Here is a 17835-nt window from a genome sequence, read left to right as displayed (position 1 = left end):
CGCTGGGACGCAGCGTGGAAGAAAACGCTTGTGGAGACGGTCTGACGGGGACGGGCAACCGTCTAGTTAAGAGTCGAAGAAGCAAGAACAATGGTGGAGAGGACGGATTCATCCTGCCTCGTAACATCATTTGAGAATCCCTGTGGCTTTAGCCCAGGGAGTACGTCAACGAAAAACTACGACATCAGTCTTAAAATACATACTCAGCATAAAAATTTTAAAATTAGATTGATAAACTTGCCGTAAAACTGCTGAGATATCTAAACCATCACTTATGACTGACACACCACCCAACACTGAAAATCTCAACGATAACGATCAAAATGATATAGCTGAAGAATTGCTACGAAAGCTGCGACAAAAACAAGGCTATTGGGTGGAATGGGGACAAGCTTGTGCTTATCTACAAAAAGCAGGTTATAGTCAGCAAGCAATTTTTGAAGCAACAGGCTTTGAACCAGTACAACAGAATCAGGTGATTGTTGGCGCCCAAGTCTACAACTCTATAGAAAAAGTAGGAGCGCCACAAGATGTACTTTCTCATTATCAACAGCGTGGTAGTGATATCTTATATGAGTTGCGCTTGCTGACTCAAGAAGAACGAGCCGCCGCCGCCACAGTTACTTTTCAACACAAAGTTGATGCTGACGAAGCACGGGAAATTGCCAGAGCGATCAAAGATTTCTCTCGTTTTCGTAACCCTCCAGAAGGCTTTTCTAATCATCCAGGAGATGCGGTTGCTTATCAATGTTGGAAACTCGCCCGCCAGAATTCAGATTTTCAAACGCGATCGCGTCTGATTGCTAAAGGCTTAAAATTTGCCCATACGCAAACTGCTAGGCAGCAAGTAGAACAATTACTGACAGATTTTACCGTCCTACCCAAAAAGCCAGCACCAACTCTACCCTTTTACAGACCACAATCAGCCGAAGAAGTACCCCGTCTCGTGCCAGTGGTAGGTGAGTTGCCATTAACACCACAAGACTTACAAGCAGTTCCCCTAGTAGAAGAAGTAGGGCCTTTCCGCATCGTTAAGTTTGCTGGAGAACAAGCTTGGGTTCCCTTACCAGGTTGGCAAACTATATTGAGTGCAGAAGATCCAGTAGTGATTTTATGCAATAGCGATCGCCTACCAACCCAAACACAAAATAATCCAGAACCAGTCATGGTAGTTATCGATCGCGGCCAAACAGAATGGAACCCAAGTAGTTACTTTGTAGTAGATAACTCTGGCGAACTAGACTTTCAATGGCTTGAAACTGCACCAGAAGTCACACTATTAGGGCGAATTCTCGTCATTGTACGAGCCAAGAAAATTCTGGATGAGGAATTGACAAAAGATTCTTGGCAAATTGATGAGTAGTTGTTGAAGACCGGGGATCGGGGATTGGGGATTGGGCTTTAAGAGTCGTCTTTCGTAAACAAGTATTTGTATTTCGCTGACGAGTGTTTGATACTCGACGACGAGTATTTGTATTTCGCTGACGAGTGTTTGATACTCGACGACGAGTATTTGATACTCATCGACGAGTGTTTGATACTCATCGACGAGTGTTTGATACTCGACGACGAGTGTTTGATACTCGACGACGAGTGTTTGATACTCGCTGACGAGTATTTGTATTTCGCTGACGAGTGTTTGATACTCGCTGACGAGTGTTTGATACTCATCGACGAGTGTTTGATACTCGCTGACAGGGGAAAGTAAAAGACAAGGGAGTATCTATCAAAAATATTCTCCCTTGTCCCCCTTGTCTCCCTTGTCCCCCGTGTCCCCCGTGTCCTCCTTGTCTCCCAATCCCCGCTCCCTCCTTCTACCTCGATGGTGGACAAATTTGCTGCACTGCTTGGGGGAGTTGTTTACACATCTGCTGGAATGTTTGGGGCTGCAATTGTTGCCAAGCAAATAAACTTATAATTGTACTTCCCAACAGTAAAGCCAATAATCTCAGCAACAACACCCCAGGTTGACGCTGAGGTTGAGTATTGTCATCAGTTTGAGTTGTTGCCGAAATATCTAAGTCTAGTAATACTTGTGAACTTGCTGCAAACTTAGATTCTTCTGGTTGTAGTGCTTCTTCTAGAACAATTTCTACTTGTTTTTCTTCGACAACTTCTATTTGTAATTTCTTTTGAGTAACTGGAACCAAATAATCTGGAGAAACCCGACAATGGGTAAGCACTACGGACACATTGTCATGACCATTTTTTTGATTTGCCAGTTGAATCCAAGCATCAACAGCTTCTTCTAGAGTTAGTTCTCCTGTTAATACTGGTACAGCATAATCTCGCCAAGATTCTTCTACTAAATAATTATCACTTAAGCCATCAGAACACAATAGTAATATGCCGTCTTCTTCTACAATCAAGCGTTGAATCAAAGGACGCAGCAATTCCCCTTCTTTTGTGCCTAAAGCTTGGGTAAGGGCGGTAGCATCTGGGCGTTGCAAAGCTTGGCGATACAGACTGCGCCCTTGGCGGACTTCCCGCGTCGCCACATCATCATCAATTGTCAATAGCTGACAGTATTCACGGGTAATCCAGTAAGCACGACTATCACCGACGTTAGCTAAATATAGTTCGTGGGCATTTTCTGAGTCCCAACCAGCAGACGTTTGAATGCGTTGCGGTACTTGCACAGCCATAACCATAGTTGTAGCCATGCGTTGAGTACCTGTGCGTTTTTGTTCGTCATTACAATTGCAAATGACGTTGTTGATCACTCGCAAACTAGCTTCTAACTGTTGTTGCAATAAATCTGGTGGTACAACTTCGGCTTGTTCTCCAACTTCTTGTAATAAAGCGCGAATTTGAAGCTTCACAGATTGTACTGCTAATCGACTGGCAACTTCACCGCCTTCATGTCCACCAATTCCATCACAAACGATCGCCATTTGTGGTGATAATGCATCAGCGATCATCGCATCGTTGCCATGAGGATAGCAAGTGTCTTCGTTTTGTATCAGTGCTTCTGACCCTTTATCGCTTGCACCTGCGACTTTGATACTTAAAGGTAATTCTGCGGCAGATGTTAGCAATAAAGTATTAAGTTGAGTTGCAATATCCTGGAACTCTGCCTTACCATTACACATCTGTTGGACTATTTTTTGCAAGTCATTTGCTACTTGGGTTTTGGCATTAACTACCAAAGATTGCCAACACTCTCCCAAATCCTTAAGGGTTGGCTGTCCCGATTGCTGAAGTTGTAACAGTCGTACACACCAACCTTGTACTCTTAAATTATTTGGTATCAGCAAACTAGCTGCTACTCCCAATTTTGACAAAGGCTCCCACAGTTGTAGAATTTGCCATAACCAGTAAACTTGTCTGACTACCGTTGTTTGCTGCCATGCTTTTGTCAATGCTGGGTAAAGATTTCCCGCTTCATCTAACGGTACATTTTCCAGTAAGAGAATATTATTTGCTGCTTCTGTTTGATAACGAACCAATCCATAAACAAGAGGTAAGTGTAATCGTTGTTGATATAAGTGTAGGTAAGGAATAATTTCTTTTGGTATTTTGCTTGGTATATCCGGTAACTTTCCCGGTTGAGTATCCAGCCAAATCCGGGGTGCAATTACCTCATATCTATCAGCGACTTTTTCTCCTGGGGTAATTGTAGCTGCTGATGACCCAATTACCCAAAGATAGCGGCGAATCAGAGGAGTTTGACAATTTGCACAAACACGGTTATCAACAGGGTTGATTTGGCGAATACAGATAGGATTGGGACAAAAAACTATCCGTTGAGTCGAAATCATACAAGTGTAAATATCTATATAAATTGATAGGTGAAGTTCGATTAAATTGAACTGCCAAAAACTAAAATTGTAGACTAGACTGGGTTTACTAGTTTACTTTTAACACTTGTTACTTAAAAATTGAAAATTTTTACGTACAAATTTTAGGATGGCGCTATGCCAATTTCTACCGCCATGTGGTTGTCAAATTCTATCCTCATTTGGATGCTGGTAGGAGCATGTTTGTGCTTAATGGAACTGTTTTTGCCAACAGCTTTTGTAGCTTTGATGATGGGAATTAGCGCTTTTGTAGTGGCGCTGCTATCCCCAGTTATTTTAGTCAAGTTGTGGTTGCAATTAGTAGTTTGGCTCTTGCTTTCTGTAGTGCTAATTTGGCTGTGTCGTCGTTTAATAACACCAGTGCCAAGCAAATCAAAACTTCAGGATGCAACTACTGCTGAAACTTTAACAGAGATTCCAGTCGGGAAAGCCGGACGAGTATTATACGAAGGCAATTCTTGGCGGGCGCGGTGTTACGATGAGCATTTAGTGATCGCACCACATCAAAGAGTTTATGTAGTCAGGCGCGAAGGCACAACCCTAATCATCATGCCAGAATATTCCTCAATTCAATAATTAATGGTTAGTAGGGGCAAACAATTGTTTGCCCGTTCACCCGTTCAGAAGTTGGTAGTTAGAAATCAGTAAACAGTGAGTAATATAATTTGATAACTGATAACTGATAACTGATTTATATATTAGGAGATAAATATGGAACCTTTATTTTTTATAATAAGTTTAGTCTTAGGTGGTTCAGTAATAGCAAGCTCTGTGAAAGTAGTCAATCAGGGTAATGAAGCTTTAGTAGAACGCTTAGGTAGCTACAACAAAAAGTTGGAACCAGGACTGAATTTTGTTGCTCCTTTTGTTGATAGAATTGTTTTCCGTGGAACCATCCGGGAAAAAGTTTTAGATATTCCTCCGCAACAATGTATTACTCGCGATAACGTCAAAATTACCGTTGATGCAGTAGTTTATTGGCGCATCGTTGATATGGAGAAAGCTTATTACAAAGTGGAAAATCTCCAAGCTGCGATGGTGAATTTGGTGATGACACAAATTCGTTCTGAAATGGGCAGATTGGAACTAGATGAAACCTTTACCGCCCGTTCAGAAGTAAATGAACTTTTGTTACGAGATTTGGATATTGCTACCGATCCTTGGGGAGTAAAGGTAACACGGGTGGAACTAAGAGACATTATTCCATCTCAAGAAGTGCAGCAGTCAATGGAATTGCAAATGTCGGCGGAACGGCGCAAAAGAGCGGCAATTTTAACTTCAGAAGGTGAGCGAGAATCTGCTATTAACAGCGCTAGAGGTAAAGCAGAAGCACAAGTTCTAGAAGCTGAAGCCCGTCAAAAAGCAGTGATTTTGGAAGCAGAAGCTCAACAAAAAGCCCTGATTCTCAAAGCCCAAGCCGAACGTCAGCAACAAGTTCTCAAAGCCCAGGCGATCGCAGAGTCTACAGAAATGATTGCTCAAAAACTTGAAACCAACTCTATAGCTCCTAAAGCTTTAGAAGTTCTGCTTGCCTTGGGTTATCTAGATATGGGTACAACTATTGGTAAGAGCGATAGCAGCAAAGTCATGTTTATAGATCCTCGCACGATCCCTGCCACTTTAGAAGGTATACGCTCCATTATTTCACATGCACCGACAGATTCACCCTAAGTTAAATCGGCACACATAAAGCTAACTAAACGTTTTGAACGTCACGTCAGATTGTGTTGTTGGTGATTCAGGTTGTAGACATGCTAGTTTTTTGTTGGGAACACCAAATTTGAAAGGCTTTACATCTCCATCAACCACTAACGAAATCAATATGGCACCTTTACCTGAGTATCACCCCAAACAGTTATCTTTAGGTCCGTTAGAAGCAGAAATCTTGAATATCATCTGGGAACTTGGTTCAGCGACAGTCAAAGATGTACACGATCGCATTCTGGCTGATCCGAACCGAGAACTAGCTTATACTTCTGTAACTACCGTGCTGCGTCGTCTCACCGATAAAGGTTGGCTTGTTTGTGACAAAAAAGGACGCGCATTTTATTGGCGGCCATTGCTTACAAAAGATCAAGCCGCAGTTATTAAAGCTCACGAACAATTACAGCGATTTTTAGCGGTAGGAAATCCTGATGTTGTTGCTGCTTTTGCAGATAGTCTTGATGAAGCTGCTAGTGAGAAAATACAAGCGATCGCCAAACGCATTCAATCTGCACGGCAAGAGAGGGAGGAAGAGTGATGCATCTATTAATGATTTTGATGGCTTTGGGTGTTTCTTGGGGAATCAGATACTCTTGGGTTGAATGCCAAGACAATTGGAAGCAACAGTGGCAAAGATCGCTATTTTTCTTTCTTTTTCCCCCTTTGCTGATCATCATGACAGCGATCGCTCTGCTGTATATGGGTCCCCAGGGCAGAATGCTTGGTTTGCAAACTGGTTGGTTTAGCTATGTATTAGCATTAATATTACTTGCTTTTTTTGCAGTTATATGTGTAAACAAAGCATGGCAAGGATGGCGATCAGTAAAATCTACACGTGACTGTCCAATTGTGAACCTTGCAGGTAGACAAGTGCGATTACTTAAAACAGCAGCGTTATTTGCAGGACAAATTGGTTTTTGGCAACCTGAACTTGTCCTTAGCCAGGGATTGCTGCAAACTTTGTCACCTGCACATTTAGAGACAGTCTTAGCACACGAGCAAGGCCATTATCATTACCGAGATACATTCTGGTTTTTCTGGCTGGGTTGGGTGCGTACCTGTACAGCTTGGTTGCCAAATACAGACGCTTTGTGGCAAGAACTATTAGTTTTGCGCGAACTACGTGCTGATGCTCACGCCGCATCACAAGTAGATCCCTTGCTACTAGCGGAATCATTGTTATTAGTCATCAGTACTCCACCTGTAACCTCAGACATCTGCTGTGCAGCCCTAGCAGCTAGTAATGTTGATCGTTTAGAACAAAGAATAGAAGCTTTGTTAGCTAAACCAGAACCCACATCAGAATTTCACTTAATATATTGGATTAGCTTCCTCTTGGCATTACTACCCTTAATCACAGTAATCTTCCATTCCTAGTTAGTAGGCAGGTTTCTCGGAAACGGGGAACATGACGCTCGTGAGTTTTTCTCAAAAGTCAAATACTAGTCCTATTAAACACTCCCCTTGCGAAAACCTGGACAAAACTGCCCAGCCTTTGCGGTGCGGGGGGTTTGATGGCATTGAAATTAGGTTGATTTGTATAAAAACCCCCCGCACCGCAAGCCAAAATAAGTAATACTATTGGGTATATTTGGGTAAGGCTGGGCAGTTTTGTCTATTTTTTATTGCACCCCAGACTGTGTGGATTTCGCTGTCGTTTATTCCCACTAAAAGTCTGGGGATTCTAGTTTCATACCAAAGTTTTTACTAATCTTCACTTGCAGGAGAAATCATCGAACCAGTGACTTCAAGTTGAGAATCTAACTGGAGTTGTTCTACTGATGCTTCCATATTCGCATCAGTTACATCACGGAGATATGTACCAAACAGTTTGTCATAGTTGGATGCTACTGCTAAAAATGCTCCACCCAAAATATAAATGGGTAAGGGTAATTGCAATCCTTTTATCCAGTCAAATAATTGTGCTAGCGCAAACAGCACTACAAAGCAAACGAGCCAAACTCTCATGTTCCCATCCACTGAGTTCAAATTTTTCTACTCATTCTAACGAAACAGATACGAGATAGGGCAACAGTTTTCGGTTAAATGAGAAAGGGAAAAAGTTTACCCCTTTCCCTTCACCTTTGAGCTATTTCCGCCAGCAGCCCCGCGCAAGGCGCGAAGCCGAGCGTCGGATCGAGGTGCGAGCAAGGCGAGGAGTGGTGTCTGATCAATGCGAAGCGAGGAAAGACACCGACGACGAGACGAGCCATCTCCTCTGCCACAAACGAGTATGGTACAATTGGTCTACCCGCCACAGTGGGCTTAGTGTTTCAGGGCGTCCCGCCTTGCTGTCCAACTCGAATGCCTCTGAACCTGCAACGAGACAGGTCATGTACGATGAAGGGTTGGAACCGGGAGTAGAAAGTAATTTCTTCACAAGTTTTCTCGTTATACTCGATACATTGTCTCCGGTGGGGCATCACGGGGACGTAAAACCAAAGCTCAGGAAATGTCCGATGCACTCTTCTGGAGTCACTGAGAAGCCCGCGCTCTATCGCTTTGCGATGAGCGTCGGGAGATGTCACCTTTCTAATTAAGCAAGAGTCCGCCGCAGTCGAGGTTGAATAATCAGCAAAGCGACGAGAGCAAAACCCAACAATACAGCTAAGGCACTACCAAAGGTAACGTCACCCCAAAAGGCGTGCATCACTACGCTACTTAAGCCCCAATCTTGATGGGTATAAAGATAACGAATTGGTTCAATAGCGTAGCTGAGGGGATTAAGTGTAGCTATAACCTGCAACCACTGGGGCATAAACGATAATGGAGCCAAAGCAGTACTAGCAAATAACAGTGGCAAGTTGGTAACAAAAATCACTGCAATTAGTTCGATGTGTCCAGGTAGAGCGAAAGCCAAACCCAAACTAAGGGCTGTTACACCCAAAGCTAGGAGAAAGACAATTAAAGCAATGGTAGCTAAACCAGCTATATCTGGCACTCCTGCACCTAAAAATCCTGCTGCTGCGACAATCACGGCTGCTTGCAGTAAACTTTGGCTGATGATAAAAATTGCCGAAGCCAAGACTATTGAATATCGTGATGCTAAAGGAGCCACTAACAACCGATTTAAAAAGCCAAATTCACGGTCAAACATGACTGGCAAACCAGCATTTAGCGCTCCACCAAAGGCAGTAAAAACAATAATACCAGCACTGAGAAATTCTGCGTAATTTGTCGTACTGCCAAAAATTCCTTTGGGTGCGTTTTGAAATAAAGCACCGAATAACACTAACCACATTACAGGTTGAATAATACCTGCAAGTAAGGTAGAGGGACGCCGTTGTAATTGAATAAACAAGCGACGTGTCAAAGCCAAAGTTTCTTGAACTAGCTCACCAAAAAAATTTGGAGTTGTATCAGTGTGAGCTTGTGGTGCAGCCACTTGCTGCCATTTAATATCTGATTTGGGGGGTATAACAGTACCACTCATATCAATTTTGGATTTTAGATTTTGGATTTTGGATTGGGAATTGTTAGTGGTTAGTAGAACAACAAACAAAACAACAAACTACAAAACTTATCTCATATTCTGCTTTTTCTCTGCTTTGAGGTCACGATTTCCCAAAGCTGCTAGTTCTGCATCCATGAGGGTGCGTCCTGTGGCAGCAAGATAAACATCGTCTAAACTAGGACGAGATTGAGAAATACCAAACACAGGTAGTCCAACATGGTTGAGCGATCGCTGGATGGTAATCAAAGCATCATTTTGTGGTGTCACCACTAAGTTGAGAGAATTTCCTTGAGCGTTGTTGATGATAACTTCTTGTACAAATGGTAAGGATTCTAGTAAGTTTTTGGCTTTTTCTGCTTCTTCTGGTGGTGTAAACTCGCGGATACGCAGGGTAATGCGATCGCCTCCCACTTGATCTTTTAATTGTGATGGTGTACCACTGGCAATGACCACGCCTTTGTCAATAATGGTGACCTGATCGGCTAAAGCATCAATTTCTTCTAAATAATGGCTGGTAATCACTACAGTGGTTCCAGCTTCCCGCAATTTACGTAGGAATTCCCAGACGATAAAACGGCTTTCTATGTCTAGCCCTACTGTTGGCTCATCTAAAACTAATACATCTGGTGCGTGTAATAACCCAGCTGCCAAATCTAGGCGTTTACGTAAACCACCAGAGTATGTACGAGTCTTTTTATTTGCGTATTCCTGCAAACCGAGTAAATCTAGTACCACCTCAACGCGCTGTTTGATCACCGCCGCGTTTAAATGATAAAGTGCCGCTTGCAGTTGTAACAGTTCACGTCCAGTCAATATGGGATCTATAGCTACTTCCTGAGCTACATAACCGAGACGTTTTCTGGCTGCTCTGGGATTGTCGATCACGGAAATACCAGATACTTCGATTTTACCAGCATCTGGTGTGGTGAGAGTACACAGAGCGCGCAGGGTAGTGGTTTTTCCTGCTCCGTTGGGGCCAAGTAAACCAAAAATTTCTCCTGGTTCTACCTGAAAGGAAACATCATTGACGGCGACCACCGAACCGTAGTGCTTTTTAAGGTTTTCAATTAAAACGGCGGGAGCCATAACAGGTAATCCCTAAATTAACGATACAAATCTCAACAGTGTCTATTCTTATTTTAAGAGTTAGGAGTTAAGACAAACGATGAGAAAAATATTTAATTTTGATCCTCGGTAAGCTCCCAAGAGACAAAAGTAGAGCTACAGATGGATTTAATCTATCCAAGGGTCCTAGGACGGTTTTGACGGACATTCAGAACTATTGGGCGCATTGCAACTGCGATCGCAGTTGCAAAATTTAATTAACGTTTATCCAGATGGCACATTTCGACCGAATGGGTATTTGACTCGTATGGAATTTGCAGCAATTTTGACTAGTACAGCATGGCGGAAAGAAACCTACCATTTATAAAAAGGTCAAAGCCATAAAATACAGTTCTTTTGAATGCGTGAATGCGTGACTTCCAAGGAAGCAGGAATACATCAAAAGCCTCTCTACAAGTTTCTAGGCGATCGCTCTGTTAAAATTAGCTTTGATTCCCCATGTGGGGAATCAAATTTTAACATATGAGCCTGAATCTTCAATAATGCCTCGAAGCAAGCAAAACAAAATTACTCAGCATGAATCTCACATGAACTGGTCAGCTAACACTGAAATATTGGGATTAGTATTTGAACTAGTACCGAAGGCAGATGTTTCGATCTATCCACAGTATACAACCGGACTGCACGCTTGGTTTCTCAATCAAGTCCGTGCTGTCGATCCAGAACTTTCTGCTTATCTTCATGATGGCGAGTCCGAAAAACCTTTTACGATCTCTGCATTAGATGGAGAATTGGTCAGCAGTGGTAAATTATTGCATCTTTTTGCTAGTAATACTCACCACTGGTATGTGACAGCTTTGTCAAAGCGAGTAGTCACATGGTTAGCGCAATGGGTAAAAAATTTACCAACAGAAATTGATTTACGTAACGCATTTCTACGTATTCATTCTTGTCAAATTGCTCACTCTCCTGTAACTTATGCTGACTTACTCAACTCTGAACATGAAGACACAATCGCCCTCAAATTCTTAAGTCCGACAAGTTTCCGTCGCAAAGATCATCATCTACCCTTGCCAATGCCTACAAACGTCTTCCACAGTTATCTTCGCCGTTGGAATGATTTTTCTGGTATGCCTGTTGACCAAGAAACATTTTTAGCTTGGGTAGATGAGCATGTGTTGATTACCCGTCACCAACTTGTATCCGCAAAAGTACTAGCAGGAAAGAGAGGTGCTGTTACAGGTTTTACAGGTACAATCGAGTTTGGTTTAACTAAAGAAGCAGCCAAACAACCGGATTTTTACAAGCTGTTTTATGCATTAGGAAAACTTGCGCCTTACTGTGGTACTGGTCATAAAACTACTTTCGGATTAGGTCAAACGCGCTTGGGTTGGTCATTACAAGCAACACCAGCAGTACCAAATGTCGAAAGTTTCTTGGCAAAAAGAATTGAAGATTTAACAGATATTTTTAAAGCGCAACGCAAGCGGACTGGGGGAGTACGGGCGGAAGAAATAGCGGTTAAATGGGCTACGATTCTGGCACGCCGGGAAATGGGAGAATCTTTGCAAGTTATAGCTCAGGATATGGAAATGCCGTATGAAACGGTGAAGACTTACGTAAAATTAGCACGGCGAGCTTTGTTAAAGCTTTAAGACTTAATGTTCAAACTTTAAGGCGATTTATTCCCCCTTGTCCCCCAATACGGTTCGGATAAGATAAATCGATCAACATTAAAACCCTGTAGAGACGCCATGAATCGCGTATCTATATACCTTGTCCCCAATCCCCGATCCCCTATTCCCCCAATTGTGCAAACAACTTTGACAAAATCACGTTAGAAAACAAAAAACCATCGGGATCATGCAAACGCAACCTTTCTCCGTCAAGTTTGATCCAGTCTTTTTGGAAGTACATCTGTAAACATTTCTCAATCTCTTCTATTTTCTTTTTTCCAAACTGTTCTACTAGCACTGCTAAATTTACGCCTTCTGCTAAACGTAACCCTAGCATTAAGGTTTCTAACAAAATTTCATCTGCTGATGTCACTTCGCAATCAATTACACAACCAGCTTCTACCCACTGGTAATATTCTTTGGTTTTACGCGGACGGGTAAATCGTCTCCCTGCAATATAACTAGCCGCACCCATACCAAAGCCATAATAAGGGCGATTTTGCCAGTAAACTCGATTATGCCGACATTGGTGTCCAGCTTTGGCATAGTTGGAAATTTCATAATGTTCGTAATCTGCACCAGTTAAGATTTGCTGCGCTCTCTGGTACATTTTGACTGTGGTTTCATCTGTTGGTAAGGGATGAGTACCTCCTTTGTAGTAACGACCAAAGGCTGTTCCTGGTTCTATGGTCAGGTCATATATAGATATATGTGTCGGTGCTATAGCAATTGCTTTTTCTAATGACTCCTGCCACCTATCTAAAGTTTGGTGCGGTAATCCGGAAATTAAGTCTATGCTAAACTCAGGAAATCCAACTTGCGAGATTAAGTCTACGGCTTTGTAAATATCAGTAACAGAATGCGATCGCCCACAAGCTTGCAATAAATCTGCATCAAAGGCTTGTACACCCAAGCTGACGCGATTGATCCCTGAACTACGATAGCCTTGAATGTGTGCTAAATCAAACGTACCTGGGTCTATTTCCATCGAAATTTCTACCCCAGGAGTAATACCAAACTTTTGCTCTAACGCCAATAATATATGTTGCAATTGCTGCACAGATAAAAGCGAGGGAGTACCGCCACCAAAGAAGATTGTCTGCAAAGATTGGCTAAAAACAGGAGCAATAGCAATTTCTTGACAAAGAATGTCTACGTATTGAGAAATGGCGTTAGATGTTTCACCACGTAAGCGATCGCCTACAACATAGATCGGAAAATCACAGTAAAAACATCGGCGTCTGCAAAAAGGAATATGTATGTAGGCGGAAGTTGGAATGTCTGAAACTATATCTTTTTGTACCATTGTGAGTAAAAATTAAAATAAGATTATTAAAATTACAAAACATGAAAATTAATAAGTTAAGTAAAACACAGAAGATCATAATATATAAGACAAGAAGGAAAATCCGTACTGGCAGTACTCTTGCGAATTAGCATTTTATTTTAATTTTTTCTAGTTATTTATTAACAAATTTTTATCGTTTTTAAGTAAAAAGATGGCAATAATAGAGCATAAAAATCTTTAGTTATAATGAATGCAGATGTTGTCCGTCTCAACCTCTAGTATGAGCGTCAATATATTAAATCGCTCCTAGCGATGAGATAAGAAATACTTTACCTATCGATTAAAACTGTTGCAGGAAATTAGCACTATTATGCTTGATGCAATTATCATATTCTCATTCATCCTAGCAGCGGCGGGGGTAGGTTTCTACAGTATCGAGTTGCTGCCAAATGGCGCGCTTGATCGGGTAACAAACATAGAAGCTCTACGCTTAGTTTTTGCTGCTTTTGCTGCTATTCTTGGTGGCGCAGTCGGACTGAGATTTCAGACAGCCTATCGCCGCCTAGAAAGCCAAGTGCGGGAAATGCCATTTGAAATCATTTTAACCCGTGCGATCGGTCTAGTCATTGGGTTATTGCTCGCTAATCTCATGCTAGCACCTCTATTTTTGCTACCAATTCCCGCCGATTTTAGCTTTTTTATTAAGCCACTGGTAGCAGTTGTTGGTAGTATCGTGTTGGCATATACTGGCATGAATCTCGCTGACACCCACGGACGTGGTTTGTTGCGGTTGATTAATCCCAACACTGTAGAAACAATGGTGGTAGAAGGAACACTTAAACCAGCTAGCACCAAGGTTTTAGACACCAGTTGCATAATTGATGGTCGGATTGAAACACTTCTAGAAACTGGCTTTTTGGAAGGACAGTTGCTTGTACCACAATTTGTTTTGCAAGAACTCCAACAAGTTGCAGATGCAAGTAAAGATCAAAAACGCGTACGGGGAAGACGGGGACTAGAAATTCTCAACCGAATTAAAACAGTTTATCCTGATCGCATTTTGATTAACTCAATAGACTACGACGATATCACAACCGTAGATGCGAAGTTAGTCCGGTTTGCCCAAGAAATCAATGGCACACTCCTAACGAATGACTACAACCTATCGAAAGTAGCCAGTGTGCAAAAAGTCCCTGTTTTAAACGTTAACGATTTGGTTAATGCTGTACGTCCAACTTACTTACCAGGCGATAATATTGACCTGAAGATTCTCAAAGAAGGTAAAGAACCAAGTCAAGGGATTGGTTACCTAGACGATGGCACAATGGTTGTCGTTGAAGAAGGTAGTAATTATGTAGGTGGTGAATTGCGGGTAGTTGTCACCAGCGCCTTGCAAACATCCGCCGGAAGGATGATCTTTGCCAAACCCCAAGCCTCTGCATTAGCATGAGCGAAATGTCAAGTTTCTATTTACCAAATATTCTTATGGCCGATGTACTCAAGTTGCATCGGTTGTTTTTTGGTCAATTGATCAATATATACAAGTCGCACAGCAGCAACTGTGGTATAAACTGTCTAGCATTCAATAAATAAAATTAAAAATGAAAAATTCATAAAAATGAAAAATAGAAAATACATTTATTTGATAGTTATCAGTAGCATTGTGGTAAGTCTGATTAGTTATCAAGGAGCAAAAGTAATAGCATTACCACCGCCAGAAGACATACCAGAAGAAATATTACGAACAGAAATTATATTAGCAGCGCGATCGCCCATTGACGGCAAATCTCTATCTGCTGCTGAGTATGCACAACTACAAGCTCAATTGCAACAAGCCCCACCACCAAAACTAAATTCTAAAATCAGAGAAAATATCTTTTTGCTGAGACTGCGTAAAGCATTATTCCAGCTTTTCCCTTTTTTGGATACATTGATTTAGTCATTTGTCATTTGTCATTTGTCATTAGTTTCCTCCTTGTCCACGCCACGTGCTACAACGCTCTTAATCCGCAAGAGTGCAGTGGCTCCCCGTGTCCCTGATCCCCGTACTCTGTGAGAAGCCGCTTGCGCGTCTACGCGTAGCGTCTCCTCTGGAGAATCCCCAATCCCTAATTTAAGATTGATATCAAGACAAAATTGCAAATAAATGTAAAGAATAATATATAGAAGTTAAAAAAGCAGATTTACTTAGTCACTTTCAGTAAACCAACGTAGTTAGCTCCATGTCTATGACCATGATAGCCCCCGAACAAGTAAACCGTATCGTTTGGAATCAGCATCAAGATCCGTTTGAAATCTTGGGTTCCCATCTTGTAGAAGCAAATGGCAAAACTGTTTGGGCTGTGCGAGCCTACCTACCCAATGCTAGTGAGGTGTGGGTGCTTCTTCCCGAAGAAAGAAAAGAATATCCAATGCAAAGCGTGCATGATCCTCATTTTTTTGAATGCGCGATCGAAACAAAAGAATTAGCAAACTACCAGTTCAAAATCAAAGAAGGAGAACACGAACGAGTCATCTATGATCCTTATGCTTTCCGTTCTCCCCGCTTGACTGAGTTTGATCTACATTTGTTTGCTGAAGGAAACCATCACCGCATTTACGAAAAATTGGGAGCGCACCCGACACAAGTAAATGGCGTTAAAGGGGTTTATTTTGCCGTTTGGGCGCCCAATGCTCGCAACGTCTCAGTTATGGGCGATTTCAACAATTGGGATGGACGCCAACACCAGATGCGTAAAGGACAAACTGGAGTTTGGGAATTGTTTATTCCTGAAGTTGGAGTAGGAGAGAATTACAAATATGAAATCAAAAATATAGAAGGTCATATTTACGAAAAATCTGATCCCTACGGTTTCCAACAAGAACCCCGTCCCAAAACAGCTTCGATTGTCAGTGACTTAGATAGCTATCAATGGAACGACGAAGACTGGATGGAAAAGCGGCGTCACACCGATCCTCTGACTCAACCCATCTCAGTTTACGAAGTACATATAGGTTCTTGGTTACACGGCTCTAGTGCGGAACCACCCAAACTTCCGAATGGGCAAACCGAGCCAGTAGTTGCTGTTTCCGAACTCAACACTGGTGCGCGTTTTCTGACTTATCGAGAATTAGCAGACAGGTTGATTCCCTATGTCAAAGATTTAGGCTACACTCACATAGAATTGTTGCCGATCGCAGAACATCCTTTTGATGGTTCTTGGGGTTATCAAGTCACAGGCTATTACGCTCCCACTTCCCGTTACGGTAGCCCAGATGATTTTATGTATTTTGTTGACCAGTGTCATAAAAACGATATTGGCGTCATTGTAGATTGGGTTCCTGGTCACTTCCCCAAAGATGGTCATGGTTTAGCTTTCTTTGATGGGACTCACCTTTATGAACATGCCGATCCCCGCAAAGGCGAACATAAAGAATGGGGAACTTTGGTATTTAACTACTCACGCAACGAAGTCCGCAATTTCTTAGTTGCAAACGCTCTGTTTTGGTTTGATAAATACCACATCGACGGAATTCGCGTTGATGCGGTTGCTTCTATGCTTTACCTCGATTATTGCCGCAAAGAAGGCGAATGGCTTCTCAACCAATATGGAGGTAGAGAAAACCTAGAAGCAGCTGATTTTCTGCGTCAGGTTAACCACCTCCTGTTTAGCTATTTTCCTGGAGTTGTCTCTGTCGCGGAAGAATCTACAGCTTGGCCGATGGTTTCCTGGCCTACCTACACTGGTGGCTTGGGCTTTAACTTAAAGTGGAACATGGGCTGGATGCACGACATGCTAGATTATTTCAGCATGGACCCTTGGTTCCGTCAGTTCCATCAGAACAACATCACCTTTAGTATGTGGTATCACCACAGCGAAAACTTCATGCTAGCACTGTCTCACGATGAAGTTGTGCATGGTAAGAGCAACATTATTGGCAAAATGCCAGGTGATAGATGGCAGAAATTTGCCAATGTGCGTTGTTTGTTTGCCTATATGTTTGCTCACCCAGGTAAGAAAACCATGTTTATGAGCATGGAGTTTGGGCAGTGGAGTGAGTGGAATGTGTGGGCTGATTTAGAATGGAGTTTGTTACAACATGAGTCGCACCAACAACTCAAAGACTTTTTCAAGGAACTAAACCATCTCTATCGCAGCGAACCAGCTTTGTATACCCTAGATTTTGCCAGAGAAGGGTTTGAGTGGATTGATTGTAGCGATAACCGTCACAGCGTCGTGTCTTTCATCCGTAGAGACAAAGACTCTGAAGATTTTGTAGTTGTGGTTTGCAACTTCACCCCCCAACCCCATTCCCACTACCGTATTGGTGTACCAGAACCAGGATTTTATACCGAATTGTTCAATAGTGATGCGCGTAAATACGGTGGTAGCAATATGGGTAATTTAGGTGGTAAATGGACTGATAATTGGTCAATGCATAATCGGGCTTATTCGATGGATTTATGTTTACCACCCTTGGGTGTGTTGATTCTCAAGTTGGATAGGGATAAGACTGCTGAGGTGATGGAATCTCAAGAATAATTATAAGAGTGTAGGCAATAAATACTGCTCGGTTAAGGATTTTTTGCTTCGATTTTAAGAATGTAGAGACGCTTCAAACAGCGCGTCTCTACAAAGATTTTGGGTTGGTCAATATTTCTTAACCGAGGTTCTTGTTTCAAACTCCATCCCGCGTATAGTGGAGTCCCTTATACTCCTAGTTACATTTTCACGTTAATAAGCAACGTTGAAGCGGATTGAACAAACGCTTTAATGTTCTCTATGGATGAAAGAAGATTAATAAGCAACATTAAAACGGATTGAACAAACGCTTTGATGTTCTCTATGGATGAAAGAAGGTTAATAA

Annotated in this window: 16 protein-coding genes; 11 read left to right on the top strand and 5 right to left on the bottom strand. The window is 42.1% G+C overall.

What is annotated here, in order from left to right; all coding sequences use genetic code 11:
- Positions 1 to 274 precede the first annotated feature (274 nt).
- Entirely contained in the window at positions 275 to 1363 is a 1089-nt protein-coding gene (locus AC5JMK_RS02980) for a RuBisCO accumulation factor 1 (RefSeq protein WP_096677442.1), read from the top strand.
- A gap of 125 nt (positions 1364 to 1488) precedes the next feature.
- Entirely contained in the window at positions 1489 to 1611 is a 123-nt protein-coding gene (locus AC5JMK_RS02975; protein WP_495909367.1) for a hypothetical protein, read from the top strand.
- Between the two features lie 203 nt (positions 1612 to 1814).
- Here the strand turns inward: AC5JMK_RS02975 and AC5JMK_RS02970 are convergent, their stop codons facing one another.
- Positions 1815 to 3761: a protein phosphatase 2C domain-containing protein gene (locus AC5JMK_RS02970; RefSeq protein WP_096677444.1), complete on the bottom strand. Its 1947-nt coding sequence runs from the start codon at positions 3759 to 3761 to the stop codon at positions 1815 to 1817.
- A 156-nt stretch (positions 3762 to 3917) separates the two neighbouring features.
- Here AC5JMK_RS02970 and AC5JMK_RS02965 point away from each other — a divergent pair, with 156 nt between their 5' ends.
- The 4 genes from AC5JMK_RS02965 (at position 3918) to AC5JMK_RS02950 (ending at position 6881) form a co-directional block, all read left to right on the top strand.
- Entirely contained in the window at positions 3918 to 4376 is a 459-nt protein-coding gene (locus tag AC5JMK_RS02965) for an NfeD family protein (protein WP_495909366.1), read from the top strand.
- 135 nt (positions 4377 to 4511) lie between these two features.
- The gene (locus AC5JMK_RS02960) at positions 4512 to 5471 is read left to right on the top strand and encodes an SPFH domain-containing protein (protein ID WP_096677446.1); all 960 of its coding nucleotides are present in this window, start codon (positions 4512 to 4514) and stop codon (positions 5469 to 5471) included.
- 151 nt (positions 5472 to 5622) lie between these two features.
- Entirely contained in the window at positions 5623 to 6042 is a 420-nt protein-coding gene (locus tag AC5JMK_RS02955) for a BlaI/MecI/CopY family transcriptional regulator (RefSeq protein WP_096679175.1), read from the top strand.
- Complete coding sequence (locus AC5JMK_RS02950) at positions 6042 to 6881, top strand: M56 family metallopeptidase (protein ID WP_096677447.1); 840 nt, start codon at positions 6042 to 6044, stop codon at positions 6879 to 6881. Before AC5JMK_RS02955 ends, AC5JMK_RS02950 begins: the two co-directional genes overlap by 1 nt.
- Before the next feature lie 330 nt (positions 6882 to 7211).
- Here AC5JMK_RS02950 and AC5JMK_RS02945 read toward each other — a convergent pair whose 3' ends face one another.
- The 3 genes from AC5JMK_RS02945 to AC5JMK_RS02935 form a co-directional block, all read right to left on the bottom strand.
- Positions 7212 to 7472 carry a hypothetical protein gene (locus tag AC5JMK_RS02945; protein ID WP_096677448.1) on the bottom strand — a complete coding sequence of 87 codons (261 nt, stop codon included), beginning with the start codon at positions 7470 to 7472 and terminating at the stop codon, positions 7212 to 7214.
- Between the two features lie 568 nt (positions 7473 to 8040).
- A complete protein-coding gene (locus AC5JMK_RS02940) occupies positions 8041 to 8937 on the bottom strand; it encodes an ABC transporter permease (RefSeq protein WP_096679177.1) in 897 nt (298 codons plus the stop codon).
- 87 nt (positions 8938 to 9024) lie between these two features.
- Positions 9025 to 10044 carry an ABC transporter ATP-binding protein gene (locus AC5JMK_RS02935; RefSeq protein WP_495909365.1) on the bottom strand — a complete coding sequence of 340 codons (1020 nt, stop codon included), beginning with the start codon at positions 10042 to 10044 and terminating at the stop codon, positions 9025 to 9027.
- Between the two features lie 196 nt (positions 10045 to 10240).
- Between AC5JMK_RS02935 and AC5JMK_RS02930 the strand changes: the two genes are divergently transcribed.
- Positions 10241 to 10390 carry an S-layer homology domain-containing protein gene (locus AC5JMK_RS02930; protein WP_096677450.1) on the top strand — a complete coding sequence of 50 codons (150 nt, stop codon included), beginning with the start codon at positions 10241 to 10243 and terminating at the stop codon, positions 10388 to 10390.
- A gap of 175 nt (positions 10391 to 10565) precedes the next feature.
- Positions 10566 to 11678, top strand: coding sequence for a CRISPR-associated endoribonuclease Cas6 (cas6, locus tag AC5JMK_RS02925; RefSeq protein WP_096677451.1), 1113 nt, complete (start codon positions 10566 to 10568; stop codon positions 11676 to 11678).
- 142 nt (positions 11679 to 11820) lie between these two features.
- Here the strand turns inward: cas6 and hemW are convergent, their stop codons facing one another.
- Complete coding sequence (gene hemW, locus AC5JMK_RS02920) at positions 11821 to 13005, bottom strand: radical SAM family heme chaperone HemW (RefSeq protein WP_495909364.1); 1185 nt, start codon at positions 13003 to 13005, stop codon at positions 11821 to 11823.
- 352 nt (positions 13006 to 13357) lie between these two features.
- Here hemW and AC5JMK_RS02915 point away from each other — a divergent pair, with 352 nt between their 5' ends.
- From AC5JMK_RS02915 to glgB, 3 genes are all read left to right on the top strand, one after another.
- Positions 13358 to 14437 (top strand): PIN/TRAM domain-containing protein, encoded by a 1080-nt coding sequence (locus AC5JMK_RS02915; protein WP_096677453.1) that lies wholly within the window; start codon positions 13358 to 13360, stop codon positions 14435 to 14437.
- A gap of 168 nt (positions 14438 to 14605) precedes the next feature.
- Positions 14606 to 14926 (top strand): hypothetical protein, encoded by a 321-nt coding sequence (locus AC5JMK_RS02910; protein ID WP_495909363.1) that lies wholly within the window; start codon positions 14606 to 14608, stop codon positions 14924 to 14926.
- Between the two features lie 289 nt (positions 14927 to 15215).
- Positions 15216 to 17510 carry a 1,4-alpha-glucan branching enzyme gene (gene glgB, locus AC5JMK_RS02905; protein ID WP_096677456.1) on the top strand — a complete coding sequence of 765 codons (2295 nt, stop codon included), beginning with the start codon at positions 15216 to 15218 and terminating at the stop codon, positions 17508 to 17510.
- Positions 17511 to 17835: the final 325 nt, after the last annotated feature.

The sequence above is a fragment of the Pelatocladus sp. genome (assembly GCF_059505505.1).
This window is presented reverse-complemented; position numbering and strand designations above follow the sequence as displayed.

Coding starts and splice junctions, on each gene's coding strand:
- AC5JMK_RS02980 (WP_096677442.1), top strand. CDS start 275: ATGACTGACACACCACCCAACACTGAAAATCTCAACGATAACGATCAA.
- AC5JMK_RS02970 (WP_096677444.1), bottom strand. CDS start 3,761: ATGATTTCGACTCAACGGATAGTTTTTTGTCCCAATCCTATCTGTATT.
- AC5JMK_RS02965 (WP_495909366.1), top strand. CDS start 3,918: ATGCCAATTTCTACCGCCATGTGGTTGTCAAATTCTATCCTCATTTGG.
- AC5JMK_RS02960 (WP_096677446.1), top strand. CDS start 4,512: ATGGAACCTTTATTTTTTATAATAAGTTTAGTCTTAGGTGGTTCAGTA.
- AC5JMK_RS02955 (WP_096679175.1), top strand. CDS start 5,623: ATGGCACCTTTACCTGAGTATCACCCCAAACAGTTATCTTTAGGTCCG.
- AC5JMK_RS02950 (WP_096677447.1), top strand. CDS start 6,042: ATGCATCTATTAATGATTTTGATGGCTTTGGGTGTTTCTTGGGGAATC.
- AC5JMK_RS02945 (WP_096677448.1), bottom strand. CDS start 7,472: ATGAGAGTTTGGCTCGTTTGCTTTGTAGTGCTGTTTGCGCTAGCACAA.
- AC5JMK_RS02940 (WP_096679177.1), bottom strand. CDS start 8,937: ATGAGTGGTACTGTTATACCCCCCAAATCAGATATTAAATGGCAGCAA.
- AC5JMK_RS02935 (WP_495909365.1), bottom strand. CDS start 10,044: ATGGCTCCCGCCGTTTTAATTGAAAACCTTAAAAAGCACTACGGTTCG.
- cas6 (WP_096677451.1), top strand. CDS start 10,566: ATGCCTCGAAGCAAGCAAAACAAAATTACTCAGCATGAATCTCACATG.
- hemW (WP_495909364.1), bottom strand. CDS start 13,005: ATGGTACAAAAAGATATAGTTTCAGACATTCCAACTTCCGCCTACATA.
- AC5JMK_RS02915 (WP_096677453.1), top strand. CDS start 13,358: ATGCTTGATGCAATTATCATATTCTCATTCATCCTAGCAGCGGCGGGG.
- AC5JMK_RS02910 (WP_495909363.1), top strand. CDS start 14,606: ATGAAAAATAGAAAATACATTTATTTGATAGTTATCAGTAGCATTGTG.
- glgB (WP_096677456.1), top strand. CDS start 15,216: ATGACCATGATAGCCCCCGAACAAGTAAACCGTATCGTTTGGAATCAG.